General features: G+C 58.1%; 23 protein-coding genes. 12 read left to right on the forward strand and 11 right to left on the reverse strand.

The features are described 5' to 3' along the window. Nucleotides 1–148: 148 nt before the first annotated feature. Together RHM55_RS09215 and RHM55_RS09220 are read right to left on the reverse strand one after the other, a co-directional pair. Nucleotides 149–367: a hypothetical protein gene (locus RHM55_RS09215; RefSeq protein WP_322183160.1), complete on the reverse strand. Its 219-nt coding sequence runs from the start codon at nucleotides 365–367 to the stop codon at nucleotides 149–151. An 86-nt stretch (nucleotides 368–453) separates the two neighbouring features. Next, nucleotides 454–792, reverse strand: coding sequence for an aspartate-semialdehyde dehydrogenase (locus tag RHM55_RS09220; RefSeq protein ID WP_322181326.1), 339 nt, complete (start codon nucleotides 790–792; stop codon nucleotides 454–456). Between the two features lie 219 nt (nucleotides 793–1,011). On the opposite strand from RHM55_RS09220, the gene rapA reads away from it, so the two are divergent. After that, a complete protein-coding gene (gene rapA, locus RHM55_RS09225; protein ID WP_322181328.1) occupies nucleotides 1,012–3,858 on the forward strand; it encodes an RNA polymerase-associated protein RapA in 2,847 nt (948 codons plus the stop codon). A 108-nt stretch (nucleotides 3,859–3,966) separates the two neighbouring features. Here the strand turns inward: rapA and RHM55_RS09230 are convergent, their stop codons facing one another. After that, the gene (locus RHM55_RS09230) at nucleotides 3,967–5,313 is read right to left on the reverse strand and encodes an MFS transporter (RefSeq protein ID WP_322181330.1); all 1,347 of its coding nucleotides are present in this window, start codon (nucleotides 5,311–5,313) and stop codon (nucleotides 3,967–3,969) included. A gap of 569 nt (nucleotides 5,314–5,882) precedes the next feature. Between RHM55_RS09230 and RHM55_RS09235 the strand changes: the two genes are divergently transcribed. Beyond that, entirely contained in the window at nucleotides 5,883–7,964 is a 2,082-nt protein-coding gene (locus RHM55_RS09235; protein ID WP_322181332.1) for a hypothetical protein, read from the forward strand. 214 nt (nucleotides 7,965–8,178) lie between these two features. Here the strand turns inward: RHM55_RS09235 and RHM55_RS09240 are convergent, their stop codons facing one another. Then, the gene (locus RHM55_RS09240; RefSeq protein WP_322181334.1) at nucleotides 8,179–8,484 is read right to left on the reverse strand and encodes a DUF2288 domain-containing protein; all 306 of its coding nucleotides are present in this window, start codon (nucleotides 8,482–8,484) and stop codon (nucleotides 8,179–8,181) included. Between the two features lie 339 nt (nucleotides 8,485–8,823). On the opposite strand from RHM55_RS09240, the gene RHM55_RS09245 reads away from it, so the two are divergent. The 5 genes from RHM55_RS09245 to RHM55_RS09265 all read left to right on the forward strand — a co-directional run bounded on the left by RHM55_RS09245 (nucleotide 8,824) and on the right by RHM55_RS09265 (nucleotide 13,825). After that, on the forward strand, nucleotides 8,824–9,951 hold the full coding sequence (locus tag RHM55_RS09245; protein ID WP_322181336.1) for a branched-chain amino acid ABC transporter substrate-binding protein: 1,128 nt from the start codon (nucleotides 8,824–8,826) through the stop codon (nucleotides 9,949–9,951). 225 nt (nucleotides 9,952–10,176) lie between these two features. Beyond that, nucleotides 10,177–11,106 carry a high-affinity branched-chain amino acid ABC transporter permease LivH gene (gene livH / locus RHM55_RS09250; RefSeq protein WP_322181338.1) on the forward strand — a complete coding sequence of 310 codons (930 nt, stop codon included), beginning with the start codon at nucleotides 10,177–10,179 and terminating at the stop codon, nucleotides 11,104–11,106. Beyond that, on the forward strand, nucleotides 11,103–12,359 hold the full coding sequence (locus RHM55_RS09255; RefSeq protein ID WP_322181340.1) for a high-affinity branched-chain amino acid ABC transporter permease LivM: 1,257 nt from the start codon (nucleotides 11,103–11,105) through the stop codon (nucleotides 12,357–12,359). Before livH ends, RHM55_RS09255 begins: the two co-directional genes overlap by 4 nt. After that, nucleotides 12,356–13,123 carry a high-affinity branched-chain amino acid ABC transporter ATP-binding protein LivG gene (livG, locus tag RHM55_RS09260; protein WP_219064133.1) on the forward strand — a complete coding sequence of 256 codons (768 nt, stop codon included), beginning with the start codon at nucleotides 12,356–12,358 and terminating at the stop codon, nucleotides 13,121–13,123. Before RHM55_RS09255 ends, livG begins: the two co-directional genes overlap by 4 nt. Beyond that, nucleotides 13,124–13,825 (forward strand): ABC transporter ATP-binding protein, encoded by a 702-nt coding sequence (locus RHM55_RS09265; RefSeq protein WP_322181343.1) that lies wholly within the window; start codon nucleotides 13,124–13,126, stop codon nucleotides 13,823–13,825. A gap of 71 nt (nucleotides 13,826–13,896) precedes the next feature. Here RHM55_RS09265 and RHM55_RS09270 read toward each other — a convergent pair whose 3' ends face one another. Next, nucleotides 13,897–14,805 (reverse strand): LysR family transcriptional regulator, encoded by a 909-nt coding sequence (locus RHM55_RS09270; RefSeq protein WP_322181345.1) that lies wholly within the window; start codon nucleotides 14,803–14,805, stop codon nucleotides 13,897–13,899. Between the two features lie 106 nt (nucleotides 14,806–14,911). On the opposite strand from RHM55_RS09270, the gene RHM55_RS09275 reads away from it, so the two are divergent. From RHM55_RS09275 to RHM55_RS09285, 3 genes are all read left to right on the forward strand, one after another. Then, nucleotides 14,912–15,511: a short chain dehydrogenase gene (locus RHM55_RS09275; protein WP_322181347.1), complete on the forward strand. Its 600-nt coding sequence runs from the start codon at nucleotides 14,912–14,914 to the stop codon at nucleotides 15,509–15,511. Nucleotides 15,512–15,570: 59 nt separating this feature from the next. Further along, nucleotides 15,571–16,242 carry a hypothetical protein gene (locus RHM55_RS09280; RefSeq protein WP_322181349.1) on the forward strand — a complete coding sequence of 224 codons (672 nt, stop codon included), beginning with the start codon at nucleotides 15,571–15,573 and terminating at the stop codon, nucleotides 16,240–16,242. Between the two features lie 96 nt (nucleotides 16,243–16,338). After that, entirely contained in the window at nucleotides 16,339–17,949 is a 1,611-nt protein-coding gene (locus tag RHM55_RS09285) for an NAD(P)/FAD-dependent oxidoreductase (RefSeq protein ID WP_322181351.1), read from the forward strand. A gap of 26 nt (nucleotides 17,950–17,975) precedes the next feature. Here RHM55_RS09285 and RHM55_RS09290 read toward each other — a convergent pair whose 3' ends face one another. Then, entirely contained in the window at nucleotides 17,976–19,070 is a 1,095-nt protein-coding gene (locus RHM55_RS09290) for a PLP-dependent cysteine synthase family protein (RefSeq protein ID WP_407074616.1), read from the reverse strand. Between the two features lie 301 nt (nucleotides 19,071–19,371). Between RHM55_RS09290 and nhaA the strand changes: the two genes are divergently transcribed. Then, nucleotides 19,372–20,553, forward strand: coding sequence for a Na+/H+ antiporter NhaA (nhaA, locus tag RHM55_RS09295; protein WP_322181353.1), 1,182 nt, complete (start codon nucleotides 19,372–19,374; stop codon nucleotides 20,551–20,553). An 81-nt stretch (nucleotides 20,554–20,634) separates the two neighbouring features. Here the strand turns inward: nhaA and RHM55_RS09300 are convergent, their stop codons facing one another. Continuing rightward, the gene (locus RHM55_RS09300) at nucleotides 20,635–21,099 is read right to left on the reverse strand and encodes a glycine zipper 2TM domain-containing protein (RefSeq protein WP_322181355.1); all 465 of its coding nucleotides are present in this window, start codon (nucleotides 21,097–21,099) and stop codon (nucleotides 20,635–20,637) included. A gap of 173 nt (nucleotides 21,100–21,272) precedes the next feature. Here RHM55_RS09300 and RHM55_RS09305 point away from each other — a divergent pair, with 173 nt between their 5' ends. Next, nucleotides 21,273–21,539, forward strand: a complete 267-nt coding sequence (locus tag RHM55_RS09305) for a hypothetical protein (RefSeq protein ID WP_322181357.1) — start codon at nucleotides 21,273–21,275, stop codon at nucleotides 21,537–21,539. On the opposite strand, the gene pdxH is transcribed toward RHM55_RS09305, so the two are convergent. From pdxH to RHM55_RS09325, 4 genes are all read right to left on the reverse strand, one after another. Further along, nucleotides 21,536–22,183, reverse strand: a complete 648-nt coding sequence (gene pdxH / locus RHM55_RS09310; RefSeq protein ID WP_322181359.1) for a pyridoxamine 5'-phosphate oxidase — start codon at nucleotides 22,181–22,183, stop codon at nucleotides 21,536–21,538. The two genes, RHM55_RS09305 and pdxH, sit on opposite strands and share 4 nt — an antisense overlap. Nucleotides 22,184–22,225: 42 nt before the next feature. Then, on the reverse strand, nucleotides 22,226–23,266 hold the full coding sequence (locus RHM55_RS09315; protein ID WP_322181361.1) for an OmpA family protein: 1,041 nt from the start codon (nucleotides 23,264–23,266) through the stop codon (nucleotides 22,226–22,228). Between the two features lie 122 nt (nucleotides 23,267–23,388). Then, on the reverse strand, nucleotides 23,389–24,534 hold the full coding sequence (locus RHM55_RS09320) for a serine hydrolase domain-containing protein (protein ID WP_322181363.1): 1,146 nt from the start codon (nucleotides 24,532–24,534) through the stop codon (nucleotides 23,389–23,391). Nucleotides 24,535–24,662: 128 nt separating this feature from the next. Then, nucleotides 24,663–26,990 (reverse strand): beta-agarase, encoded by a 2,328-nt coding sequence (locus RHM55_RS09325; protein WP_322181365.1) that lies wholly within the window; start codon nucleotides 26,988–26,990, stop codon nucleotides 24,663–24,665.

Below are 26,990 nucleotides of genomic sequence, written 5' to 3' on the forward strand. Positions count from 1 at the left end.
CTCCCCTGACCTGCCTTGTTCGATAGGGCTAGGTTAGCCAAGGTGACGGTGGGGGAAATTGACCCAGATCAAGCGCCACCGCGACAGCCCACGGCAGGTCGCTAATAACTGATCTGTGTCAAAAAACAGGAGGGAGGGAAGCCAGCAATCAGGGTTTTTTCGGTTTGCCCTTGGGCTTTTTCTTGCCTTTGCCCATCGGCAGCGCCTGCTCGAAAGCCTTGCGCACTTCGTTGAGGCGCTTGTCATTGAGGTCGTGCGTGCGTTTGGCGCGTTCAGCGCCCAAGTCTATCAATTTGTCGTCTTCGCTCATGGTCTGCACGTCTTGACTACGGGGATGCTGCCAATAATGCGGGGTGACGGCGGCCATGACCAGTGGTGATCTGCCTTCTTACACGACAAAACCGTTCAGCGTGACCAGGCATGCAGAGAACCTGGGAAAGACGTCCGAACAACTCAAACCTCTACATCCACCCATAAGCCCTGCCTTGGCTCATCATCCATCAACGCCACCACTGGCACAGTGTTGTCGGCGTTCAATGAATCGCCCGGAACGGCCAGCGGTTCTTCCTGTGCATCCTGATGACCTTTGCCGCGTTGCCGTTCGCGCTGACGCCGCTGCTCTTCACGCAACATGATCGCGGTCTGTTCGGGATCGCGTTTGCGCAGGTCGATAGTGCTTTCGTTAGAACTCGGCTGTACCGGCACCACAGGCGGGATTTCCGGCCTTTGCTTGACGGGGTCGAGTTGCGAGGTGACTGGCACTGCACTCAGCGGAATCATTGGTGGCAGCATGTGTGGTTGTTCTCCTTATTAGCAAGCTGTCGGCTGCCGGTTCGTCGACTTGAGCCGCTTGACGCAAGACTTTCGACTATGTTCCGGCCCACAAGTGCCTTGCACGACCCTGTGCGAGGGCCCGTATCCAATGAATACGGGCTGTTTTGACGGGGCGCTTTGGTTTGGGCGCCCTGATCCGTTAATATAGTCGGCTTTTCACGGCGGGAGTCAGGCAGCATGGCGCAGCAGTATCAACCGGGGCAACGCTGGATTAGTGACAGCGAAGCCGAGCTGGGTTTAGGCACCGTTCTGGCGCAAGACGGCCGCTTGTTGACCGTGCTCTACCCGGCCACTGGCGATACCCGCCAGTACGCACTGCGCAATGCACCGCTTACACGCGTGCGCTTTTCGCCAGGTGACGTGATCACGCACTTCGAAAGCTGGAAGATGACCGTACGCGAAGTCGACGACGTCGACGGCTTACTGGTCTACCACGGCCTCAACGCCCAGAATGAACCTGTCACCCTGCCGGAAACCCAGCTGTCGAACTTCATTCAGTTCCGCTTGGCCTCTGACCGCTTGTTCGCCGGACAGATCGATCCGCTGGCCTGGTTCTCGCTGCGTTACCACACACTCGAGCACACCAGCCGCCAGTTGCAGTCCTCACTGTGGGGCCTGGGCGGCGTTCGTGCGCAGCCCATTGCTCACCAATTGCACATCGCCCGCGAAGTCGCTGACCGTATCGCGCCACGGGTTCTGCTGGCAGACGAAGTAGGCCTGGGTAAAACCATCGAAGCCGGTCTGGTGATCCATCGCCAATTGCTGTCTGGCCGCGCCAATCGAGTGCTGATCCTGGTTCCGGAAAACCTCCAGCACCAATGGCTGGTGGAGATGCGTCGCCGTTTCAACCTGCAAGTGGCGTTGTTCGACGCCGAGCGCTTTATCGAAAGCGATGCCAGCAACCCCTTTGAAGACACGCAACTGGCGCTGGTCGCGCTGGAGTGGCTGGTCGACGACGAAAAGGCCCAGGACGCGCTGTTTGCCGCTGGCTGGGATTTACTGGTGGTCGACGAAGCTCACCACTTGGTCTGGCATGAAGAACAAGCCAGCCCTGAATACTCACTGGTCGAGCAGTTGGCGCAAGTCATACCCGGCGTTCTGTTGCTGACCGCCACCCCGGAACAACTGGGTCAAGACAGCCACTTCGCTCGTCTGCGCCTGCTCGATCCGAATCGTTTCCATGACCTGCACGCGTTTCGTGCAGAAAGCGAAAACTATCGCCCTGTGGCCGAAGCCGTGCAGGAGTTGCTCGATCAGGGCCGCCTGTCACCTAAAGCACACGAAACCATCCACGGATTTCTGGGTGTCGAAGGCGAAGCCCTGCTGGGCGCGGTGGCTGACGGCGATACCGAAGCCAGTGCACGCCTGATCCGCGAATTGCTTGACCGCCATGGCACCGGCCGCGTGCTGTTCCGCAACACCCGGGCTGCCGTGCAAGGCTTTCCGGAGCGCAAACTGCACCCGTATCCCCTGCCCTGCCCTGCCGAATACCTGGAATTGCCGGTGGGCGAACATGCCGACCTGTACCCGGAAGTCAGCTTCCAGTCGCAGCCAGACGTCACTGAAGAAGAACGCTGGTGGCGCTTTGACCCGCGGGTCGACTGGTTGATCGACACCCTGAAAATGCTCAAGCGCGTCAAAGTGCTGGTGATCTGCGCTCACGCCGAAACCGCGATGGACCTCGAAGACGCGCTGCGCGTGCGTTCAGGTATCCCCGCCACCGTGTTCCACGAAGGGATGAACATCCTCGAACGTGATCGCGCCGCAGCGTATTTCGCCGATGAAGAGTTTGGCGCGCAAGTGCTGATCTGTTCGGAAATCGGTAGCGAAGGCCGCAACTTCCAGTTCGCCCACCACCTGGTACTGTTCGATCTGCCGGCGCACCCAGACTTGCTGGAACAACGGATCGGTCGTCTCGACCGGATCGGCCAGAAGCACATCATCGAGCTGCATGTACCGTATCTGGAAACCAGCCCGCAAGAGCGTCTGTTCCAGTGGTATCACGAAGCGCTGAACGCCTTCCTTAATACCTGCCCGACCGGTAACGCTCTGCAACACCAATTCGGCCCGCGCCTGCTCCCGCTTCTGGAAAGTGGCGATGACGATGAGTGGCAAGCCCTGGTCGACGCGGCACGCGAGGAACGCATCCGCCTGGAAGGTGAACTGCACAGCGGTCGCGACCGATTGCTGGAGCTCAACTCTGGCGGTGCTGGCGAAGGTCAGGCGCTGGTTGAAGCAATTCTCGAACAGGACGATCAGTTCACCCTGCCGATCTACATGGAAACCCTGTTCGACGCCTTTGGTATCGACAGTGAGGACCATTCGGAAAACGCGCTGATCCTCAAGCCAAGCGAAAAAATGCTCGACGCCAGCTTTCCGCTGGGCGATGACGAAGGCGTGACCATCACCTACGACCGCAATCAGGCGCTCGCGCGTGAAGACATGCAGTTCATCACGTGGGAACACCCGATGGTCCAGGGCGGCATGGACTTGGTATTGGCCGGTTCCATGGGCAACACCGCCGTAGCGCTGATCAAGAACAAGGCGCTGAAACCCGGCACCGTGTTGCTGGAACTGCTCTACGTCAGTGAGGTGGTTGCACCTCGCTCGTTGCAGCTGGGTCGCTACCTGCCTCCAGCGGCATTGCGCTGCTTGCTCGATACCAATGGCAACGATCTGTCGGGCCGTGTTTCGTTCGTGACCTTGAACGAGCAGCTGGAAAGCGTACCGCGTGCCAGCGCCAACAAATTCATCCAGGCGCAGCGCGATGTGCTCAACCCGCAGATCAATGCGGGCGAAGCCAAGATCGCGCCGAAACACGCCGAGCGCGTGGCTGAGGCGCAACGTCGACTGGCCGCCGAGACCGACGAAGAACTGGCACGCCTGACCGCTCTGCAAGCGGTCAATCCGACCGTGCGCGACAGCGAACTGGTCGCGCTGCGTAAACAACGCGAACAGGGCCTGGCCATGCTTGAAAAAGCAGCGCTACGTCTGGAAGCGATTCGGGTGTTGGTAGCCGGTTGATCTGCTGACTGCTTGAACGACAAAGCCCGCTGATGCGGGCTTTGTCGTTCAAGCACATGACTGGCGATTGAGCTGGCACCGCCTTCGCGAATAGACCGAAGGGGTGTTTCAGGCCGTCACCGCAGGCATATCCGGCTCATCCGCCACCATTCCCACTTTCATCCGCTCGGCATCTCGAGCGAAGCAGCGCGACGCCTGGAGCAGGAACAACAGCGTCAGGAACAGCGCCACCGGAATCAGATACATCGCGTCGTGCAAGCCATCGGCCTTGAACACTTCGCTCATCTCCCCGGCACCCGCCGACAACATCGCCGAATGGGCGAAATAGTCGGACAGCAGTCCGACTACCACCGGCCCAAGCCCTCCTCCCAACAGATACAACCCGGCGAAGAACAACGCCATGGCGGTGGCCCGCAGGCGCGGCTCGACCACATCCTGGATCGCCGTGTAGACGCATGTGTAAAAGTTGTAGGAAAACAGCCAGCCCACGCTGAACACGCCGACGAACAGGCCTATTTCAATGCGTCCAGAATGCAGCGCGTACCCCGTAGCGATGGCCGCAACCAGCATGCTGACGGCGGCAAACAGCAGGCGTCCATTGGCGACACGCTGATGGATCTTGTCGGCGACCCAGCCGCCAAGGGTCAGGCCGAACAACCCCGTCACACCCACGATCAGCCCGGTCGCCATGGCGGCATCCTGCAACGGCAACAAAAAATAGCGCTGCAGCATGGGCACCATGAACGAGTTGCAGGCGTAGGTGGCGAAGTTGAACGTCAGGCCCGCCAATACCAGCCAGCCAAAGGTAGGAATCGATAACACTCGACGAATCGGCTTGTCGATTTTCTCTTCGGAGATCCGCATGCTTTCGGCGGCACCGCGCTTGGGCTCGCGGATAAAAAACATGAAGATTGCCAGGAGCAAACCGGGTACTGCCGCAATGAAGAACGGCGCGCGCCAACTGCCGAATGCCTGGACCAACGCACCGGTAGTGAAGAACGCCAATACCAGCCCCAGCGGTAGACCAAGCATGAAAACACCCATGGCCCTCCCGCGACGGTGGGCCGGGAACAGGTCCCCGATCAGCGAGTTGGCCGCCGGTGCGTAGCTGGCTTCACCGATACCAATGCCCATGCGCACCAGCAGGAACGCCCAAAAACTCCCAACCAGGCCATTGGCCGCTGTCAGCCCGCTCCACACCGCCAGGCCCCAGCCCATTAATTTGCGCCGCGAACCGGTGTCGGCTATCCGACCTAACGGCAGCCCGGCAATGGCATAAACCACGGTGAATGCGGTACCGATGATGCCGATCTGAAAATCGCTCAGATGCCATTCCATGCGGATTGGCTCGATGATGATCGCCGGAAGGGTGCGGTCGAAGAAATTGAACAGATTTGCCAGGAACAGCAGGAACAGAATGCGCCAGGCATTCTCCGCTTGGGTCGAGTTCTGCATGTGGGGTCCGTCTCTTTTATTGTTATTCAATTGGCTTTCAACACACCCAACCGACAACGAGCTTACGAGCTTCAAGCCTGCTGCAGCCGAGCCTGGAAGTTCCAATCTAGAACCCGCAAACACAACTGTCTGTAAACATTCGTCACGCTGATAGGGGGTAATGGGCAGGGCACGCAGAACACCCCCAACCCCAACCCGACAGCCTGGTGACCGGGTGCGAATACTACCGAAAACCTGTTGACCAAGACCCTTGACGGCCTCGTCAGCGCATCGATTGCGCACTCTGCCGACTGACCGTACACCGTCACCACGAGCATTCAGCCGACTACTGGGTGCTTGAGACTACGCAATACCCTAGACCCACTAGGGGTAACCCCTATCGATCAAGCTCAAGACGCACTGTAAAGTCGTAATTTCTTTCTCTGTGATGGCCCGATAACACTAGTCGAGCAGCCATCCTTTCCAGGCATATGGCGCACGATGACAAAAAAAACGATCCGGCCAGCGCGGCATTAGAGTTCCCGTCTATTGCTCCTCTCGCCCCGCGCGGCGTTTACAGTCCGCAGCCAATGCCAGCGCACCAGTACCTGTATTTCACCGAGACTGACACTGATCGTATCCTCGATAATCTGGACGGTCTGCGTGACATCGTGTTCCCACCTTCGATTCACATCGATGACCAAGACGAATTGCGCCGCGACCAACAGTTCCCGTCGGTGTGCCTGATCGGCCTGGGTCGTTGCGGGTCGAACATTGCGCTGGATGTCGCCGAGTTGGTGTACAACGCACGGAAGTTCTACCTTAACCAGTTCAGCAATGAAGACCGTCTGGCAGACGAGAAAGGTTACAGCCCGGCCCGCTGGATTCGTAACAACCTGCGCCTGGTACAAAACAAGTCGGCCAAACCGGTATTCCTGGTGGAGCCGCTGGTGATGCTGGGTGACCTGGACAAGGACATCGCCGGGCGCATCCGCTTCTCCCGCAAGGGCGAAAAAGGCGGCTTCATCAATGACTACAGCAAAATGAAAATAATGGACCTGTCCGAGGTCCATGCGGGCGGCGCTGGTAACGCGCCGATTCTCGGTCAGTACCTGGCCAAGATCATCCTGAACAAAGACACGCAAAACTTCTCCAGTACCGACTGGAAACTGATTCACTCGTACCTGATTGATTCCTGCGGGATCAAGGCCAACCAGTCGCGCCTGTATTTCTATATCTTCAGCGCCGGCGGTGGCACCGGTTCAGGCATGGCTTCAGAGTTCGGCCTGGCACAGCAGTACTCGTACATGAACAAGACGTTTGACACCAAACCGATGGGTGAAAACGACGGCAAGCGTGGCCGCTCCTTCGTCTTTGAACCTATTTTCACCAGCGGCATCTGCATCCTGCCGAACATTTCCGACCACCGCAGTGAAATGTCCGAAGCCCTGCACATCAACGCCGGACGACTGCTGTGCAAGTATCTCGCGGAAGAATGGGACTTCTCCTACAACTTCGAGAACGAAGACAGCAGCGAAGCCAGCGTCATGGGCCGTATTCGTCCATGGAACGCGATGATGCTGATCTCCAACGACATCATGCGTTACGCCGAAGAAAGCGATGACGGCAATATCGAGAACATCGACGTCAACGCCATGGAGCGGCACGCCAACCAATACATCTCTCAGCAGATTTTCAACATTCTGACGGCGCAGGCGGTCACCACTGACTACGACCAGAACTACTTCCGTCGGGCCGGGATCGACATCGGCGAAACCATTCGCCTGGATGCCAACGACTTGTTCATGAGTCTGGCCGGGCCCGTAGCGATTGCCTACGCAGAATCCGTCGTACCGGAAACACCGGCACCGAGTTCGGACAAGTTGAAACTGTTCGAAAAAGAACCGGCACGGCTGAACATCGACGACCTGTTCTTCCGCTCCATCGACCTGCCGCACTTCAACAAAGTAACCCAGGCCATCGAAGGCATCAGCCTGCTACCGATCGAGTCCAAGCGTTATCGCGCGGCGCTGGAGCAGTACAAGGCCTCCGGCTATGACGCGGCGGCCCTGCACGACCTGCACTTCTTCAAGAATTGCTCGTCAGTGGTCTCAATCGTTTCGTTACCCAAGGACTACAAACTGTCCTACATGGACCTGAACAGGCTCAAGACTCACCTCAACAGCCTGTTTCCCAATACCACGCTCAAGCGCTATGCGTTGGTGATCGGCGCTTCGGCCAACCTGTCGCTGACCACCCTGATCGCGAAAAGCCCCTGCCTGTCCGATGACTTCCTGACGCTGATCGTGGCGTTCATCAAGCGCTGCTTCGCCCGGACCGAATACCGTTTCGACGACACACTGGACAACGCCATTATCGAGTTCATCGTCAACGACGAGTTCAACGAAAGGAGCATCGACGCGTTACTCAACGAATACGAAAACCCGGCGAAGATCCTCGACACCAACTGGTACGCGATCAAACCGATGTACGAGAAGAAGTACCGCGAGCTGATCGACGACAAATCCAAGTTCGTCTCGATCAACGACATCCGCCTCTCCCGCGATAGCGTAAAGAAAGCAGTCAAATACCTGCGCGAAATTTACCGTCACCGCATCGGCAAAACACGGGTCATTTCGCTTAACCGTCACACGGGCAAAACCGAGCATTGAGCCTAATCCGCTGACAAGCCTGCTCTCCCAATGGAATGCACACTTCTGTGCAGGCTTTATGGGGGCAGGCTTGCCGGCAAATGGCTTGACCCGGTATGCCTGCCAAATCCTTAAATCAGATGGGATTTTTCGCTACGGCACTTCGCCATCCTTTATCGCTCGGTTACCGAGCTACCCACTCGCCAGCCATTGCGCACCAATAAAGAGCGTCAGATCAGACCTGCGCCCTGTCCTGGATCAATACCCAAGGCGCCACGACAACCGCCCAAAGAGGTGGATCGCGCTCAAGAAGATCCAGCGCCCGTGATTCAGCCACCTTGCTGACCTCCCCCGCAGCAAGCCAGGCAGCCACTTTATCGGCCTGATTTTCGGCCACTGCGTGCGCCACTTCGATCAAATCCAAGGGAGCTTCGACCCACAACAGGGCACCCCTCGCAAAGAATGGTTGCAATTCACTCCAAGTGATTGCGGCGGTTTCGCCAAGCAGTTTGGCATAGAGGGTGCTAGCTTCTTTCGTCATGGGTTTCACCAAAGAGAAAATCGGCGCAATCATAACGCCGCAATTTCGACAGACAAACCCAGATTTAAGTGGTTGATTGCACGACAGGTTCAGAAACGATCGGGGGTGCGGACGGACATGTGCAGCTCGCATGCTCAAGAAGCCGGTTAGATTCTGTATCTTTCTTTCAATTAAGCGACATCATACGGTTTTCCCCCCAGTAGCCAGCTTTTCAAGCGACAAACCGGCGCTCTACACTGTACCGGTACAGTTGCCAGGGGGATGACCGGGCGTTTCTAATCCGGTCCTGCAGCTTTGGCCGCCAGGATTATAAAAATTAAAACACAAGAGTGGAGCATCATGACTAAGGGTACTAAGCAGATTTCCAAGCTGTTTGCCGCATTGGTTCTGGCAGGGGTTGCCAGCCATTCGTTCGCTGCAGATACCATCAAGATCGGTATCGCCGGCCCTAAAACAGGTGCTGTTGCCCAATACGGCGATATGCAGTTCAGTGGCGCAAAAATGGCCATCGAGCAAATCAACGCCAAAGGCGGCGTTGACGGCAAGAAACTCGAAGCTATCGAATACGACGATGCCTGTGATCCGAAGCAAGCGGTCGCGGTCGCCAACAAAGTCGTCAACGATGGCGTGAAATTCGTTGTGGGCCACCTGTGCTCCAGCTCGACTCAACCGGCTTCGGACATCTACGAAGACGAAGGCATCATCATGGTGACCCCGGCCGCTACCAGCCCGGAAATCACCGCACGTGGCTATAAAATGGTCTTCCGCACCATTGGTCTGGACAGCGCCCAAGGCCCGGCGGCCGGTAACTACATCGCTGATGTCGTCAAACCGAAAGTCGTTGCTGTCATCCATGACAAGCAACAATACGGTGAAGGTATCGCGACCGCAGTGAAGAAAACCCTCGAAAGCAAAGGCGTGAAAGTCGCCCTGTTCGAAGGCATCAACGCTGGCGACAAAGACTTCTCGTCGATGATCGCGAAGATGAAGCAAGCCAATGTCGACTTCGTTTACTACGGCGGCTACCACCCTGAATTGGGTCTGATCCTGCGTCAGGCGAAAGAGAAAGGCCTGAAAGCCGGCTTCATGGGTCCAGAAGGCGTGGGTAACGCGTCGATCTCCCAGATCGCTCAGGATGCTTCCGAAGGCCTGCTGGTGACCCTGCCTAAATCTTTTGACCAGGACCCTTCCAACAAGGCACTGGTAGAAGCATTTGCGGCGAAGAAAGAAGACCCAAGCGGCCCGTTCGTATTCCCGGCTTACGCAGCGGTTGAAGTGATCGCAGACGGCATCAAGAACGCCAAGAGCGAAGACACCGCCAAAGTGGCTGCGGCGATCCGTGCAGGCACCTTCAAGACCCCGACTGGCGACCTGAGCTTTGATAGCAAGGGCGACCTGAAAGACTTCAAATTCGTGGTCTACACCTGGCACAAAGACGGCACAAAAACAGAAGCTCCGCTGAAATAACCGGCACGCTTGTGACTCACCCAAAGCCCACTGCATCCACAGTGGGCTTTGTTTTACAAGGTAACGGGAAGAGCGCTGCGCTATAGCACCTCTTCCTCCCTGAAAATCTTGAAACCGTCACCAGTGATTCACTGGGCTCACGTGAAACGTGGACAAATACCACGACGCGCGAGCGGGAAACGACTTCACCAGTGGAACACTCAGTAGGTTTTTAGGAGCGCTGTAATGCCTGAGATAGATATCTATCACTTTTTCCAACAGCTGATTAATGGCCTGACCATTGGCAGCACCTATGCCTTGATCGCCATCGGCTACACCATGGTTTACGGGATCATTGGCATGATCAACTTCGCCCACGGCGAGGTGTACATGATCGGTTCGTACGTGGCGTTCATCGCCATCGCCGGCCTGACCATGCTCGGTCTGGACAGCTTGCCGCTGCTGATCACCGCCGCATTCGTCGCAAGCATCGTCGTCACCAGTGCTTACGGCTACGCCATCGAGCGTGTTGCCTACCGCCCGTTGCGCGGCAGCAACCGATTGATCCCGCTGATCTCAGCCATCGGGATGTCGATCTTTCTGCAAAACACGGTTTTGCTCTCTCAAGACTCGAAAGACAAATCGATCCCCAACTTGATCCCTGGCAACTTCGTGTTCGGCACCACCAGTACCCATGAGGTGGTGATTTCGTACATGCAGATTCTGATTTTCATCGTCACCCTGGTCGCCATGCTCGCACTGACCTGGTTCATCTCACGCTCTCGTCTGGGCCGCGCCTGCCGCGCCTGCGCTGAAGACATCAAGATGGCCAACCTGCTCGGTATCAACACCAACAACATCATCGCCCTGACCTTCGTCATCGGTGCCGCGCTGGCTGCGGTCGCTGCGGTATTGCTCAGCATGCAATACGGAGTGATCAACCCCAACGCCGGTTTCCTCGTCGGGATCAAGGCATTTACCGCCGCAGTACTGGGCGGCATCGGCAGTATTCCCGGCGCGATGCTGGGTGGATTGGTATTGGGCGTAGCTGAAGCCTTTGGTGCCGATATTTTCGGCGACCAATACAAGGATGTGGTGGCCTTCGCTCTTCTCGTCTTGGTGCTGTTGGTCCGGCCGACCGGCCTGCTTGGCCGTCCGGAGGTTGAAAAAGTATGACCAGGAATCTTAAATCGGCGTTTTTCAGCGCCTTGCTGGTGCTGGCAGTCGCCTACCCGATCCTCGGCCTCAAGCTGGAAATCGTCGGCGTCAATCTGGCTGTCATTGGCACCAGCACCACAACCTTGTTCGCCATTTTCGCCTGCGCTGTTGCGATGTTCCTGCGGGTATTGTTCCACGAACCTATCGCCGCGGCCTGGCGTTCGACGCCAAGCATGCCGCTGATTCCAGCCAAGGCCAGCAACTTCCTGACCCTGCCTTCGACTCAGCGCTGGATCATCCTTGGCTTGATTCTGGTGGCGCTGGTCTGGCCGTTCTTCGGCTCGCGCGGGGCGGTGGATATCGCCACACTGATCCTGATCTACGTGATGCTCGGCCTTGGCCTGAACATCGTGGTCGGTCTGGCCGGTCTGCTCGATCTGGGTTATGTCGGCTTCTACGCCGTCGGCGCCTACACCTATGCCCTGCTCTCGCATTACTACGGACTCGGTTTCTGGATCTGCTTGCCGATTGCCGGGATGATGTCAGCGCTGTTTGGCTTTCTCCTCGGTTTCCCGGTGTTGCGTCTGCGCGGTGACTACCTGGCGATCGTGACCCTCGGTTTCGGCGAGATCATCCGTCTGTTGCTGCGTAACCTGACAGGCCTTACCGGTGGCCCGAACGGCATCAGTAACATCCCGAAACCGACCCTGTTCGGCCTGACGTTCGAGAAAACGGCGGCTGAAGGCATGCAGACCTTCCACGAGTTCTTCGGCATCGCCTACAGCTCGGTGAACAAGGTGATTTTCCTGTATCTGGTCGCGCTGTTGCTGGCCCTGCTGGCGTTGTTCGTCATCAACCGCTTGCTGCGCATGCCCATTGGTCGTGCCTGGGAAGCCTTGCGTGAAGACGAAATCGCCTGCCGCGCACTGGGTCTTAACCCGACCATCATCAAGCTTTCGGCCTTCACCCTTGGCGCCTGCTTTGCCGGTTTCGCCGGTAGCTTCTTCGCGGCTCGCCAAGGTCTGGTGACCCCGGAGTCATTCACCTTCATCGAGTCGGCGATCATCCTCGCCATCGTCGTGCTGGGAGGGATGGGCTCGCAACTGGGGGTAATCCTCGCCGCCGTGGTGCTGATCCTGATGCCTGAATTGATGCGTGATTTCAGTGAATACCGAATGTTGATGTTCGGCGCCCTGATGGTGCTGATGATGATCTGGCGTCCACAAGGTCTGCTGCCCATGCAACGTCCCCATATGGAGCTGCAGCGATGACCCGTCCGATTCTGCAAGTCAGCGGCCTGTGCATGCGCTTTGGCGGCTTGTTGGCGGTCAATGGCGTCGGCCTGACCGTTAATGAAAAACAAGTGGTGTCGATGATCGGTCCGAACGGTGCCGGCAAAACCACCGTATTCAACTGCCTGACCGGTTTCTACAAACCCACGGCGGGCAGCATCCTGCTCGACGGCGAAGCGATCGAAGGCCTTGCCGGCCATCAAATCGCCCGCAAAGGCGTGGTGCGTACCTTCCAGAACGTGCGTCTATTCAAGGAAATGACGGCAGTGGAGAACTTGCTGGTTGCCCAGCATCGTCACCTCAACACCAATTTCCTGGCAGGCCTGTTCAAAACCCCGGCGTTCCGCAAGAGCGAGCGTGAGGCGATGGAATACGCGGGGCACTGGCTGGAGCAGGTCAACCTCAAGGAGTTCGCCAACCGCCCTGCCGGCACCCTGGCCTACGGTCAGCAACGCCGTCTGGAAATCGCCCGCTGCATGATGACCCGCCCGCGCATCCTGATGCTCGACGAGCCGGCAGCCGGTCTGAACCCGCGCGAAACCGAAGACTTGAAAGCGCTGATCGGCGTGTTGCGCAATGAGCACAACGCCACGGTGTTGCTGATCGAACACGACATGAAGCTGGTCATGAGCATCTCCGACCATATTGTTGTGATCAATCAGGGCTGTCCCCTGGCAGACGGCACGCCTGCACAGATCCGTGATAATCCTGAAGTAATCAAAGCCTACCTGGGGGAAGCGTAAATGCTGCAATTCGAAAACGTTTCCACCTTCTACGGCAAGATCCAGGCCCTGCACTCGGTCAACGTCGAGATTCGTCAGGGCGAGATTGTCACCCTGATCGGTGCCAACGGTGCCGGCAAATCCACCTTGTTGATGACGTTGTGCGGTTCGCCGCGCGCTCACAGCGGCAGCATTCGCTACATGGGCGAAGAACTGGTCGGCCTGGACTCGTCGCAGATCATGCGTAAAAGCATCGCGGTGGTGCCAGAAGGCCGCCGTGTATTCGCACGGCTGACCGTGGAAGAGAACCTGGCCATGGGCGGGTTCTTCACCGCAAAAGGCGACTATCAGGAGCAGATGGATAAAGTCTTGCACCTGTTCCCGCGCCTGAAAGAACGCTTCAATCAACGCGGCGGTACCATGTCCGGCGGTGAGCAGCAGATGCTTGCCATCGGCCGTGCGCTGATGAGCAAACCCAAGCTGCTGTTGCTCGACGAACCGTCCTTGGGCTTGGCGCCGATCATCATTCAGCAGATTTTCGAGATCGTCGAACAACTGCGCCGTGATGGTGTAACGGTGTTCTTGGTGGAACAGAACGCCAACCAGGCCTTGAAGATCGCCGACCGTGCCTACGTGCTGGAGAACGGCCGTGTGGTCATGCAAGGCACCGGTGAAGAACTGCTGGTCGATCCGAAAGTGCGGGATGCCTATCTGGGCGGCTAAGCCTGCGCTTCAAAAAAAAACGGCCTGCGGGCCGTTTTTTTATGCGCAACGCGCCACTCGGGACGGCTGCTTCAGAGCCGTTCCAATGCGGTGCTGCTGCGCTCGAACCAGCCCAAGAGGTAATCCGCCAGTACTTTCGTGCGTCGGGGCAAGCCGCCTTCATAGGGATGCACCAGATACAACGGTGAACTGCGTGTCTGATAATCGCGCAGCAGCCAGCGCAGGCGACCGTCATTGATCTCGGCATGCACCATGTAGGAAGGCAGTCGCGCTATTCCTGCACCCACCAGTGCGCCCTTCTTCAACAGGCTATAGTGGTTACTGGCAAAAGGACCGGCCACGTGCACGCGCATCAATTGGTGCTCTTGATGGTAGAGCCACTCCTCGCGCCCCTTGTAGTGGCTGTTTAGCAGGCAACGGTGCTCACTCAACGCCATGGGATGAGTCGGCTCCCCGCAACGCTCAAGATAGGCCGGGCTGGCACAGGTCAATTCCTGCATGGCCAGCAGCGGTTTGGCGACCAGGCGCTCATCGCTGCCTACGCTGGAGCGAATGGCCAGGTCGAATCCATCCCGGTGCAGGTCGCGAAAACCGTTGTTCAGCTCCAGTTCGACCTGCACCAGTGGGTACTCTTGGGAAAACTCCATCAGCAAACCTTCGAAAAACGTTTCGCCCAACGACACTGGCACCGTAATCCGCACCGCACCGGACACTTCATCCTGCAATCGGGCCAGTGCTTGCCGGGCTCGCTCGACCTGTGTGATCAGCGCCCTGGCTTGGGGCAACAGGGCAGCACCCGCTGCGGTCAGGCTCAAACGACGCGTGGTGCGATGCAGCAACACCACTGAGTAACTGGTTTCCAGAAACTTGATGCGCTTGGACAACTGGCCTTTACTGCACCCAAGCCGTTGCGCGGCCAAGGTAAAACTGCCCGCTTCGATCAAGACGGCAAACGCCGCCAGATCATCCATTTCACTCATTCAATTGTTTCCTTTTGAAAACCAAAGGTTGCCCATTAGCACGCTTATCGACGGGAAAAAGCCACCTTACACTGCAGCTTCATCCACTCTCTTAAAGGACTGCACGATGAAAATTCTCTTGATTGGCGCCAACGGAACCATTGGCTCAGCGATCTACCAGGAACTGGCCTCGCGTCACGAGGTCGTAAAAATCGGCCGTACCAGCGGCGATTTCCAGGTGGATATTAGTGACAGCGCCTCAATCAGAAAACTATTCGAACGGACAGGTTCATTCGATGCACTGGTGTGCGCGGCCGGGAATGTAAACTTCGTGCCCTTGGCAAAAATGACTGAAAAAGACTTTGCATTGGGTCTTCAGGACAAATTGATGGGCCAGGTCAATCTGCTGTTAATCGGCCGCGACTTTGCCAACGACGGTGCCTCGTTCACCTTCACCACTGGCATTACCAGCCACGACCCGATCCGTACTGGCGCGTCGGCCAGCCTGGTGAATGCTGCAATCGATGGTTTTGTTTGTGCAGCGGCCATCGAACTGCCTCGCGGCTTACGGGTAAATTCAGTCAGCCCGAACGTGGTGCTGGAGTCGATGGCGGGTTATGCGCCCTACTTCCGCGGCTTCAAGCCGGTTCCGGTAGCGGATGTGGCGCTGGCTTACGCGAAAAGTGTCGAAGGATTGCAGACGGGGCAGACCTATCACGTCGGCTGAAGCCCTTGTGATCAGGCAGCAGGGTCAGTACCGTGGCGCAACTTGTTTGGAGACCGACCATGTTCGCCGCCCGTTCCGTTTTGATGTTTGCCCTGCTGCCAGTCTTTGCCGGGTGTCAGATGTTCAACGCAAAGCCCGAGACCCCCAATGCCGGCCTGCCTCGTATGCAAGGCGACCTGATCGGCGAAGGCGGTCAGTTGCTGTTCCAGCCGTGCAATGAACAGCGCCGGTTTGTGGTCAAGGACGGTGGCAATACTGGCGTTCTCCAGGAAGCCGCAGGTCTGGCGGCTCGCAAAGGCAAGCTGTTCGCTGACCTGCGCGGCAGTTTCGCTGCGGGCACAACGCCCGGCACCGATGGGCAACTTAATCTGCAACAACTCTATCGTGTCGAACGTTCGGGGGCGGCCTGTGACGACGCCAACTTCAAACGCCTGACCCTGCACGCCAATGGCAATGGCCCGGCGTGGAACATCAACGTCAGCGGCAAGGGCATGGTCCTTGAGCGCGAAGGCAAAGAGCCGTTGGCCCTGCCCTTCCTTGAAGAGCAATTGCCGGATGGCCGTTTCAACCTGAGCAGCGAAGCCAATGATCAGCACATAGAGCTGTGGGTTGCGCCCCAGCGTTGTGTCGATCCTGTCGACGGTTCTGTGCAGCATTTAACCGCCGAATTGCGCATCAATGGGCAGATCCAGCGTGGTTGCGCCTATTACGGTGGCTTACGCAACGACTGATTCCGCCGGTTGGCCGCTTTTTGCCTGACGGAAACCCCGCGAACCGGCTTATAATTGCCGGTTCGCGTAAAGCTGGCCCGGATACTGGACCCTGTCATGTTACGAATCACCGAATTCAAGCTGCCAATCGATCACCCGGAAGAAGACCTGCGACCTGCACTCTTGCAGCGCCTGGGCATCGACAGCGATGAACTGCTCGACTTCACTCTGTTCAAGCGCAGCTACGACGCGCGGAAAAAATCCTCTGAGCTGTGCTTCATCTACACCATCGATTTCACCGTGCGTGATGAAGCCGCTCTGCTGCATACGTTCGCCGATGATCGTCACATCGGTCCGGCGCCGGATGTCAGCTACAAGGTCGTAGGACACGCACCAGAAGGCTTGAGCGAACGGCCGATCGTGGTCGGCTTTGGCCCCTGCGGGATTTTCGCCGGATTGCTGCTGGCGCAGATGGGCTTCAAACCGATCATTCTGGAGCGCGGCACTGAAGTCCGCCAGCGCACCAAGGACACGTGGGGCCTGTGGCGCAAGAATGTGCTCAACCCTGAATCCAACGTGCAATTCGGTGAAGGTGGCGCCGGAACCTTCTCCGACGGTAAGCTTTACAGCCAGATCAAGGACCCGAAATTTCACGGACGCAAGGTGCTGCACGAGTTCGTCAAAGCCGGTGCCCCCGAGGAAATCCTCTACGTCAGCAAACCGCACATCGGCACCTTCCGCCTGACCGGCGTGGTCGAACACATGCGCCATCAGATTGAAGCACTCGGCGGCGAAGTGCGCTTCCAGCAGCGAGTCACAGACGTCCTGATCGATAATGGACAGTTGCAAGGCGTGGTGCTCGGCAGTGGCGAGCAAATCAACTCGAAGCATGTGATTCTGGCGCTGGGACACAGTGCGCGTGACACCTTCCGGATGCTCCACAGCCGTGGCGTGTACATGGAAGCCAAACCGTTTTCGGTCGGGTTCCGTATCGAACACCCACAATCGCTCATCGACCGCGCACGCCTGGGCAAATACGCCGGCCACCCAAAACTGGGGGCGGCCGACTACAAACTGGTGCACCACGCCAAGAACGGTCGGTCGGTGTACAGCTTTTGCATGTGCCCTGGCGGCACCGTGGTGGCCGCGACTTCCGAGCCCCACCGCGTGGTCACCAACGGCATGAGCCAATACTCACGCAACGAGCGCAACGCCAACTCCGGGATTGTGGTCGGCATCACGCCGGAAGACTATCCAGGCGGCCCGCTGGCAGGGATCGAGTTGCAGGAGCGACTGGAGTCCCACGCGTACATTCTGGGCGGCAGCACCTATGAGGCGCCCGCGCAGCTGGTGGGCGACTTCATTGCCGGCAAGGCCTCCACCGCGCTGGGCAGTGTTGAACCGTCCTACAAACCCGGCGTAAAACTGGTGGACCTGGCCGACGCCCTGCCCGCTTACGCCATCGAAGCGATTCGTGAAGCGTTGCCGGCGTTCGACAAGCAGATCAAAGGTTTCTCGCTACACGATGCGGTGTTGACCGGGATCGAGACCCGCACCTCGTCGCCGCTGCGCATTACCCGTGACGCCACCCTGCAGAGTCTGAACGTCAAAGGTCTGTTCCCGGCCGGTGAAGGCGCCGGGTATGCCGGTGGCATTCTGTCTGCCGGGGTCGACGGTATTCGCGTTGCCGAAGCGCTGGCGCGGGATATGTTGGGAATCGTGGAGTAAACACCCATACGGGAGCGGGCCTGGATTCAAATCCCCGCCCGCAACACCCCTTCCGGCAAGGCCTCGCCCCGTTCGGCGCAGGCCGTCACGCTGTCGATCAATCCAGCCAAATCATAGCCTTGGGCCCGCAACCAGTCCTGATCGTAATAGGTCGTCGCGTAGCGCTCTCCTCCATCACACAAAATGGCCACGATAGACCCGGACTCTCCGGCGTTGACCATTTCCCGGGCCGCCAGCAGTGCACCGATCAGGTTGGTCCCACTCGATCCGCCTACCCGTCGGCCTAAACGCAGCGCGAGGTAGTGCATGGCCGCCAGCGACAAGGCATCAGGCACCTTGACCATCGCGTCGATCACCTTGGGCAGGAACGAGGCTTCCACCCTGGGCCGGCCAATGCCTTCGATCCGCGAGCCGCAGTCCAGGCGCAAGCTCGCGTCACCGCTCCGGTAATAGTCAAAGAACACTGACCGCTCGGCATCAGCGCACAACACCCGCGTGCAGTGCTGGCGATAGCGCACGTAGCGCCCCAGCGTCGCGGTGGTGCCCCCTGTGCCAGGACTTGATATCAACCAGCTGGGTTCGGGGTAACGCTCGAAGCGCAGCTGCTGGAAGATCGACTCGGCGATGTTGTTATTCGCCCGCCAGTCGGTGGCTCGTTCAGCATAGGTGAACTGATCCATGAAGTGCCCGCCGCTTTCATGGGCCAGACGCTCGGACTCGGCATAGATCTGCGTCGGGTCCTGCACCAAGTGGCTTTTGCCCCCATAAAAGGCAATTTGCGCGATCTTTTCCTGGGACGTGCTAGCGGGCATGACCGCAATGAACGGCAAACCCAGCAAGCGCGCAAAGTAGGCCTCGGAAATCGCCGTGGAACCGCTGGACGCTTCGATCACCGGGGCCCCGGCTTTAAGCCAGCCATTGCACAACGCATACAGGAACAGCGAACGCGCCAAGCGATGCTTGAGGCTGCCGGTCGGGTGACTGGACTCGTCCTTGAAGTACAGTTCGATGCCGGGCAAGCCGGGCAATTCCACAGGGATCAAATGGGTGTCGGCGCTGCGCTGAAAATCCGCTTCGATAATGCGGATCGCTTCACGGGCCCAGTGACGGTTATCGCTCATTATCAGGTTCTCTTTGAGTCAAACATGTTCAAGGGCACAACAACACGTTACACCCTGAGCCGCAGAGTAAAAGAAGTGGCTGCAGGCTGACTCACAACCAGAATCCGGACACCAATTCTAAGAAAGTTCCCACAAGTGCAACAGGTACAGTCGCGACGCAATTAGTTACATAACTGCTAGGCTTTTTTTGACTTCTACTCGCACGCACACATATATAACAAAAAAGAATATAACTTTTGTTTTAACAACTAACGGTAAGGGTTAGGGTGTCAGTCCTTTTGAACCATCATGGAGAGTGACCTTGCCTCTGCGTAGCACATTCACGCGTTTCTTTCAGATGGAAGCGGCCAGCGGCCTGTTACTGATCGCTGCGGCAGCGCTGGCCCTGATCATCAACAATTCACCCTTGGCCTGGTTGTACAACGGCCTGCTAGACGTACCCGTGGTTGCACAGGTCGGCGCACTGAAAATCGCCAAGCCTCTGCTGCTGTGGATCAACGACGGGCTGATGGCCCTATTCTTCCTGCTGATCGGGCTTGAGGTCAAACGCGAGGTACTGGAAGGCCATCTGTCCAAAGCATCGCAAATTGTCCTGCCGGGTGCAGCAGCAATCGGCGGCATGGTGGTCCCCGCCCTGATTTTCTGGGCCCTGAACAAGGACGATCCCTCAGCGCTCAGCGGGTGGGCAATCCCGATGGCCACCGACATCGCTTTCGCCCTGGGCGTGCTGGCGTTACTCGGCAAACGGGTGCCGGTATCGCTCAAGCTGTTCCTGATGACCCTGGCGATCATCGACGACCTGGGGGCGATCATCGTGATCGCGCTGTTTTACTCCGGCGAAATGTCGAGTTTGTCGCTGATGTTGGCAGCGCTGTCCATCGTCGCCTTGATTGCGATGAACAGATTGGGGGTGATCAAGCTCGGACCGTATCTGATTATCGGATTGCTGCTCTGGGTCTGCGTACTCAAAAGCGGCGTGCACGCGACATTGGCCGGTGTGGTGCTGGCTTTCTGCATCCCGTTGCGAACCAAAAATGCAGAGTCCTCGCCGCTGCTGACCCTGGAGCATGCGCTGCACCCGTGGGTCGCCTTTGGCATCCTCCCGCTCTTCGCGTTCGCCAATGCGGGCTTACCGCTCAGCGGCGTGACACTCGAGAGTTTCACTCATCACGTGCCAATGGGCATCGCTGCGGGCCTGTTGCTGGGCAAGACGCTGGGCGTGTTCGGCCTGACCTGGCTGGCGGTGAAAACCAGCATGGCCACGCTGCCGACCGGGGCGAACTGGGGGCAAGTGTTCGGCGTGTCGATTCTGTGCGGGATAGGCTTCACCATGAGTCTGTTTGTAGGCTCCCTGGCGTTCGTACCCGGCGCCAGCGAATACGCCGGCATGGACCGCATGGGCATCCTCACCGGCTCGATTCTCGCCGCGTTGATCGGTTACGCGATAACCGCCATGGCCAGTGGTAAAAACCATAAGGCCTGATACCTGGCGTTCACCCGCTCAAAAAAAGACCCCGGCCAATAGCCGGGGTCTTTTTTATGGGTAACGTAAACGCTTTAACGCTTAGTGAGAAACACGGCTCGTGCCATTCACGCTCATGATGCGTACGCGCTCGCCGACCCGGAAAATTTCGTTTTCAGCAACTGCCTGCACATAGGCGCGCATGGTGCCGTCATCTTCGCGTACGGTAATTTCCACACCTTGCGTACGAGTCAGCCCCTCTTCCGAGGCAGCACCCAACATACCACCGGCTACCGCGCCAATGACTGCCGTGATAATACTGCCGCGACCACCACCGACCGCGCTACCCGCCACACCGCCGACGACTGCGCCAGCACCTGCGCCGATTGGGGTTTTGGTGCCTTCAATTTTCACCGGACGCAGCGATTCGATGGTGCCCATACGTACGGTCTGTACTGTTCGGGCCTCATCGCGAGAGTAGGAATCCCCGGTCAGACTTGAGGAACAGCCGCCCAGTGTCAATGCCAAGGCAGAGACCGAAGCAACCAGCAGAACAGACTTACGCATAAGATCATCTCCAAAAGGACAGATAGCCATTAGACTCCGCGACAAGAACGCTGTCACGACCCCGCAGAGAGAAATTTACTTTCATTCAGCGGAAATACAGTAACGCGTTGTTCCTGATTGATAGACGGCTGTGCTGACATTTAATTCAACGTACTACCGCGAGAAAGGATGTTATGGACTATTTCATCATTGCAGTCGCCACCGTGTCCGCCCTGTACTTCCATTGGTGGCTGCACAGACGGATCAAGCGCTGGATGGATCGCGACCTGGCGTTATCACTGGCGGGCAGTGATCCCGAAAAGAGGACGTTCATGCTGCAGCGCCTGGAACAGGCGCAGCAGCAGAAAATCAAACGCCGCGATTTAGCCGCTTGGCTGCAAGCGGCTGCCGGGCAGGCTCCAGAGGTCCAGGCAGCGCAGAAAACGCCGCAAGGCGATTAAGGGGCCAGCCGCTCGCGAATCCACTGCTGGTTATCCAGACGATAATTCAGGCGGTCATGCAGACGGTTTGAACGACCTTGCCAGAACTCGATTCGTTCGGGTAACAAGCGATAGCCACCCCAATGTTCGGGGCAATGCGGCTGACTGTCGCTGAAGCGTTGTTCGGTGATTTTGAGCAACGCTTCAAGCTCGGCGCGGTCAGCAATGACCCGGCTTTGCGGGGATGCCCAGGCGCCCAGACGACTGCCCAGCGGGCGGACCTGAAAGTAAGCGTCCGAGTCTTCAGGGCTGACCTTGACCACTCGTCCCTCGATCCGGACCTGTCGCTCCAGAGTCGGCCAGAAAAACGTCATCGCGCCAAAAGGACGCGCTGCCAATTGCTGGCCTTTATCACTGTCGTAATTAGTGAAGAAGGTAAAGCCCAGCTCATCCAGCCCCTTGAGCAACAGAATCCGGCAATGCGGTCGCCCGTCTTCATCGACAGTGGCCACGGTCATGGCGTTGGCTTCTACCGGCGCCTGCTCGGTTTTCACCGCCTCGTCGAACCATTGGCGGAACAAGGTAAAGGGTTCGTCCGGCGCCAGGGCCTCGGTCAAACCATCACGGACATACTCACGGCGCATATCGGCCAACGCTCGGGTCATGACGTGCATCCTCGCTGAAAACCCCGGGACTCGGGGCTTACCTTAATTGGACTTGGCTTGGTCAGGGACTGGCTCAACTTTCTTCGCCGGTGCTGCAGCCTTGGTCGGAGCGACCTTGGTCGGGGCAGCCTTTTTAGCGGGTGCGGCTTTTTTCGTGGTCGATGCTTTCTTAGTACCTTTCTTCGCCAGCACGGCCTTCTTGGCGGGCGTAGCCGCTTTGACGTCAGGTGCCACAGGCATCACAGGTTTAGCCGCGACCAGAATTGGAGCAGGCGCCGGCATATTATATTTGCTGAGCAAGGCCAGCATGGTGACCCGTGGCGTCATGACGATCTCGACCCGACGGTTCAACGAACGGCCTTCGTTACTGTCGTTAGCCGCTCGCGGCATTAACGCCCCCATACCACGCAGGTTCAAACGATCACGTTCCAGACCACTGAGACGGAAAATCGCTGCCACTGACTGGGCACGGTCCTGGGTCAACTTCTGATTATCAGGGTCGGCGCCGATGCTGTCTGAATGGCCCAGTACGAGCACTGCAGTTTTCGGGTCGCTTTCAACTATTTTGGCCAGGCGAGTAATAGGGCCCAAGCTCACCGGCAGCAACATGATCGGGCGTTTTGGGTTGAACGAACTGTCCGCCGGAGCGGTAATCACCAGCACGTTCTCATGGCGTTCAAGTTCGAAGGGGCTATCTTTGATGGCCAGACGCAAGCGCGGCTCATAATCATCAAGCCAGGCCTGGGTAATTTTCGGGTCAGGCATCGGGATTGCAGCCACGGCCGGGGAGGCCTTCACCTCGTCCTTTTTAGCCCCGAACGGCCACCACCAATGGCTATCGGAATCGGCCCTGGCGACAACCGGCGCGGGCTTGGCATCAGGTTTAACTACCGCAACTTCGGGTTTTGGCGCTATGGGTACGGCCGCTTTGGGTGCGGCAGTTTTATCAGGGCCAGACTGGGCAACCTTGTCGGCCCCAAAGGACCACCAATGGCCGCCCTCTGCGGAATCATTCTGGGGAGTTTGAGCGCAGCCGGTAATAGCCAGGCACAAAGCAAAGGCGACACTTTTGTTAGATGACATTGTTGACCCACAAAAATAATTAAGCAGTAATCGGGCTTGAAAGAAGCTCATTGAAACAATGCTCTGAAAGCAATCCGGCACTCAAGTTCCCTGAACGCGGCCTTAACAGACAGCCGGCCGGACTATACACACTCGCCCAACACGCGCGCCAGCTTCTGTGCGCGTGGGTCCATCAAGACATAAGGGCCGAGCGTATTGGTCACGAAACCGAAGGCGACCTCGCGCTCAGGGTCGGCAAAACCTACGGAACCGCCTGCGCCGGGATGGCCGAAGGCTTTAGGGCCCAGGCCAAACGTGGCATTCGGCACGTGCGGTTGATCAAGCATGCATCCCAGGCCGAAACGGGTCTGGGTCAGTAAGGTTTTGTCATGCCCGACGCTGTGTTCACGCGTCAACTCACCCAGCAGTTCGGCTTCCAGCAAACGACCATCAAGCAGGCCGCTGTAGAAACCCGCCAGACTGCGGGCATTGCCATGACCATTGGCGGCAGGTTGCTGCATGCGCCGCCATTCAGGTTTATTGGTGCTGGTCATGATCGACGGAGGATTGGTGAAGGCCCGTGCGGTCATGGACGTCGGTTCGCGCATGACTGCGTGCAGCAGGCGCTGCGCAGCTTCATCACCTACGCTGCCCTTGCCACGAGCAATATAGGCGACACGGTGAAACTCTTCATCCGCCAGCCCGACATGAAAATCCAGCCCCAGGGGACGTGCAATACGGGCCACGATGGACTCTCCCGGACCACGCCCATCCGCACGGAGCAGCAACTCACCCACCAACCAACCATAGGTGATGGCGGCATAGCCATGACCATGACCGGGTGCCCACCAGGGCTCTTCCGCCGCGAGCGCATCCGTCATGGCTTGCCAGTCGTACAGCGCTTCGGCCGGCATGATGTAGCGCAGCGCTGGCAAACCCGCCTGATGGCAGAGGAACTGGCGCAACGTGATTTTCTCTTTGCCAGCGGCAGCAAACTCGGGCCAAAGCTTGGCCACAGGTTCGTCCAGACTCAGCTTGCCTTCGCCCACCAGTTGCAAAGCGGTGACCGCAGTGAATGTCTTGGTGCACGAAAACAGATTGGCGATGGTGTCGCTGTGCCACGCCTCAGCGCCATCCCTGTCGGCCGTGCCAGTCCAGAGGTCGAGCACGGTTTCCCCGCCGATCTGGATGCACAATGCACCCCCGCGCTCCTGGGGATCATCGAAGAGCGCAGCGAAGGCTTCACGCACTGCTTCGAATTTAAGCTCGAAATGACCCTGAATCTGCACCCGCTCGCTCCCAGACAACTAATCTACAAAGTGGCGTGTATTGTTCCAGCGATTGAACGCTTTGGGAACAGACTCAGGCAAGAGGATGGCGATTAGCCGCTCGCAAGCAACGCCCTCCTCATTGATCACTATTGCTTGCCGCCATCGCCTTTATCGGACGCTGCCGGAGCCGAGTGTGTTTTGGCTTTTGCCGCAGCGCTGGCCCGAACCTCTTTCTTAAGGACGTCGGCCACCTGCCCGTTGCTTTTGCGCACGGCCTCGACAAAGCCCTGAAACGGCACATCGGTGATGCCGACCAAGCCCACATGACCATTCTCACCATCGAGCAAACGGCCCGTGACGGGCTGATCAAGGTACTGGAACCAGTGCACGCCGACGATTGAAGGCTCTGCCAACGCTTGCTTGAGGAAGTTGGCGTAAGCCGGACCGCGATCTTCTTCTTTGGCAACTTCCATCATGCCGCCCCAGAACGGACCGCGATCACGCGAGCCAAAATGGAATTCGCCAACCAGCACAGGCTTGCCCAGTTCGCGCAACTGGGCGAAGTCATAACCGTCTTGAGGTTTTGGCGTGTAGAAGTTGAAGCTCAGCACGTCGCAATACTCGGCGCAAGACGCCACAGCTTCTGGAGTGCTGACGCCAAAACGCCCGCCCAATAACAGGTGATTGGGCGCGTGCCATTTCAACGCATCGGAAATGGTCTTGAAGTACGTGTCGGCGAATACGCGCTGGAAGTATTTGAAGTCAGCTTCTATCTCGGGGTGTTCCGCGCTCGGCAGCGGTGGCTCGAACCCTGGGTCTTCCATCAGTTCCCAAGCGGGCAGTTCAACACCCCAGGCTTTGGACAGGCCCTGCTGATTGCGGTACTTGTCGCGCAACTGCTTGAGAAATGCCCGTTTGGCCGGAGCATCGGTGGTCATTTTCAAGGTGCCGTACGCTAAGGCGTAGCGCGATTTCGGGTCATCGCCGGGGCCCGCCCAGGCCAGTTCATTGTCGGCAAAATAGCCCACCAGCCACGGATCATCGCGATGATCCCGAGCGGCGATGGCCACGGCACGCTCGGTGGCCATGGCGAAACGTGGATCGAACGGATCCGGCATGCCACCCCACCAGTCCTTGCCCGTGCTGATGCTGCTGTAATCGCCGACGATGGACAGCGGCAAGGTATACGGCACGCGTTCATTCACGCCCAGTTCCGGAGCACTCCAGTTGCCAATCGTGTTAAAGCCCCAGGCTTGCAGACGATCCAGCGTGTGGTGGGTCCAGCGTTTGGCGTCGACGGCAGGCGAGGCGCAATCAGCAGGGGTCGCTGCGGCCACCGGCTGATCCGGCGCAATCGCGTCGGCCTTGACGCATTTTTCCTGGCCATACGTGCGGTGCAGGTTAGCGCCATAGAAATCGAACCAACGGCCGTGATTGAAACTGCGGTCCTTGTTCGCACCTGTGTTCTTGCGGTTGTCGGCCTTGCCATAAAACACGGCCAGGGGATCGGTATCTGCCGGCAAGCTCGAGAACATCCGCTCCCGACCTTCAACATAGGTCCGGCTGTCTTCCGCCGTCACGGCGTTCACACCCAGGGAGTAGAACGGATGACCTTCAGGGGTGACCAGGTACCAGCGCCCGTCGAGTTTCTCGGTGCGGAAGAAGCCCTTGGCCTCAAAGACCGGACCACCGAGCCAACCGCCAAACGGGTCCTGCTTGGGCCGATCGGCCAGCCAGGTCTTGAGCTGCTGCTGTTCCTTGACCGATGAGGCTTTCAGTTGCTCATCGCTGACAATTTTTTCCGGCCATTTGGCCCGGGTGAACTGACCATAGGCATCGACGATATTGTCGTAGGCCGCTTTCTGAACCGCATTACCTTCCTGCACACCGAAACGCTCGAGCAGGATGCTTTGTGCAACATTGGGCTGGCTCATTGCTACGGTGACCGAGACCACTTTGCTGCGATCCAACTCACCCGTGGCGCTGGCCAAGAGCACGCGCTGCCCTTCGTAAGTCCACGGCATCGGTGGTCCGGCACGCATGCCCTGACTCAGGGGCGAGCTGGTTTGCAGGGGGATGAACAAGGTCTGAGCAGGTCCTGCGGGCAAATCGACACGACTGGTGATCACTTTGCCATCAGCGCTTTGAATCCGCACATCAAGGGTCAGCGCCCAATCCATGGCGTTCTGGATACGCAGCGTCATGGCGCTGTCGCCGGACCAATCCCACACGCCGGTCTGTGGTGTCAGACTCAGGCTGGGACGAGCCACTGGATTGAAGGTAACCCGGCGCAATACTTCGCCTTCGGCCGTCTGCTCAGCGTTGGATTGCGGCAGGCTGGCATCCTGCGTCGCAACCTGAACCACATCGGCGGGACGAACGAAGTTGAATAACGTCTGTTGTCCATCCGTAGCCGCCAACAGCGGACCGGAACACAACAGCGCAAAAACCGTGGACAGCGAACGGCGAATCAT

This window comes from Pseudomonas sp. MH9.2 (assembly GCF_034353875.1).
Taxonomy (GTDB): domain Bacteria; phylum Pseudomonadota; class Gammaproteobacteria; order Pseudomonadales; family Pseudomonadaceae; genus Aquipseudomonas.

Excerpts from the sequence above, each read along its gene's own strand:
- RHM55_RS09270 (WP_322181345.1), bottom strand. The coding sequence starts at position 14,805 with ATGAGTGAAATGGATGATCTGGCGGCGTTTGCCGTCTTGATCGAAGCG.
- RHM55_RS09280 (WP_322181349.1), top strand. The coding sequence starts at position 15,571 with ATGTTCGCCGCCCGTTCCGTTTTGATGTTTGCCCTGCTGCCAGTCTTT.
- pdxH (WP_322181359.1), bottom strand. The coding sequence starts at position 22,183 with ATGACCCGAGCGTTGGCCGATATGCGCCGTGAGTATGTCCGTGATGGT.
- RHM55_RS09230 (WP_322181330.1), bottom strand. The coding sequence starts at position 5,313 with ATGCAGAACTCGACCCAAGCGGAGAATGCCTGGCGCATTCTGTTCCTG.
- livG (WP_219064133.1), top strand. The coding sequence starts at position 12,356 with ATGACCCGTCCGATTCTGCAAGTCAGCGGCCTGTGCATGCGCTTTGGC.
- RHM55_RS09290 (WP_407074616.1), bottom strand. The coding sequence starts at position 19,070 with ATGAGCGATAACCGTCACTGGGCCCGTGAAGCGATCCGCATTATCGAA.
- RHM55_RS09305 (WP_322181357.1), top strand. The coding sequence starts at position 21,273 with ATGGACTATTTCATCATTGCAGTCGCCACCGTGTCCGCCCTGTACTTC.
- livH (WP_322181338.1), top strand. The coding sequence starts at position 10,177 with ATGCCTGAGATAGATATCTATCACTTTTTCCAACAGCTGATTAATGGC.
- RHM55_RS09245 (WP_322181336.1), top strand. The coding sequence starts at position 8,824 with ATGACTAAGGGTACTAAGCAGATTTCCAAGCTGTTTGCCGCATTGGTT.
- RHM55_RS09220 (WP_322181326.1), bottom strand. The coding sequence starts at position 792 with ATGCTGCCACCAATGATTCCGCTGAGTGCAGTGCCAGTCACCTCGCAA.
- RHM55_RS09240 (WP_322181334.1), bottom strand. The coding sequence starts at position 8,484 with ATGACGAAAGAAGCTAGCACCCTCTATGCCAAACTGCTTGGCGAAACC.
- RHM55_RS09265 (WP_322181343.1), top strand. The coding sequence starts at position 13,124 with ATGCTGCAATTCGAAAACGTTTCCACCTTCTACGGCAAGATCCAGGCC.
- RHM55_RS09235 (WP_322181332.1), top strand. The coding sequence starts at position 5,883 with ATGCCAGCGCACCAGTACCTGTATTTCACCGAGACTGACACTGATCGT.
- RHM55_RS09285 (WP_322181351.1), top strand. The coding sequence starts at position 16,339 with ATGTTACGAATCACCGAATTCAAGCTGCCAATCGATCACCCGGAAGAA.
- RHM55_RS09300 (WP_322181355.1), bottom strand. The coding sequence starts at position 21,099 with ATGCGTAAGTCTGTTCTGCTGGTTGCTTCGGTCTCTGCCTTGGCATTG.
- rapA (WP_322181328.1), top strand. The coding sequence starts at position 1,012 with ATGGCGCAGCAGTATCAACCGGGGCAACGCTGGATTAGTGACAGCGAA.
- RHM55_RS09325 (WP_322181365.1), bottom strand. The coding sequence starts at position 26,990 with ATGATTCGCCGTTCGCTGTCCACGGTTTTTGCGCTGTTGTGTTCCGGT.
- RHM55_RS09215 (WP_322183160.1), bottom strand. The coding sequence starts at position 367 with ATGGCCGCCGTCACCCCGCATTATTGGCAGCATCCCCGTAGTCAAGAC.
- RHM55_RS09275 (WP_322181347.1), top strand. The coding sequence starts at position 14,912 with ATGAAAATTCTCTTGATTGGCGCCAACGGAACCATTGGCTCAGCGATC.
- RHM55_RS09315 (WP_322181361.1), bottom strand. The coding sequence starts at position 23,266 with ATGTCATCTAACAAAAGTGTCGCCTTTGCTTTGTGCCTGGCTATTACC.
- RHM55_RS09255 (WP_322181340.1), top strand. The coding sequence starts at position 11,103 with ATGACCAGGAATCTTAAATCGGCGTTTTTCAGCGCCTTGCTGGTGCTG.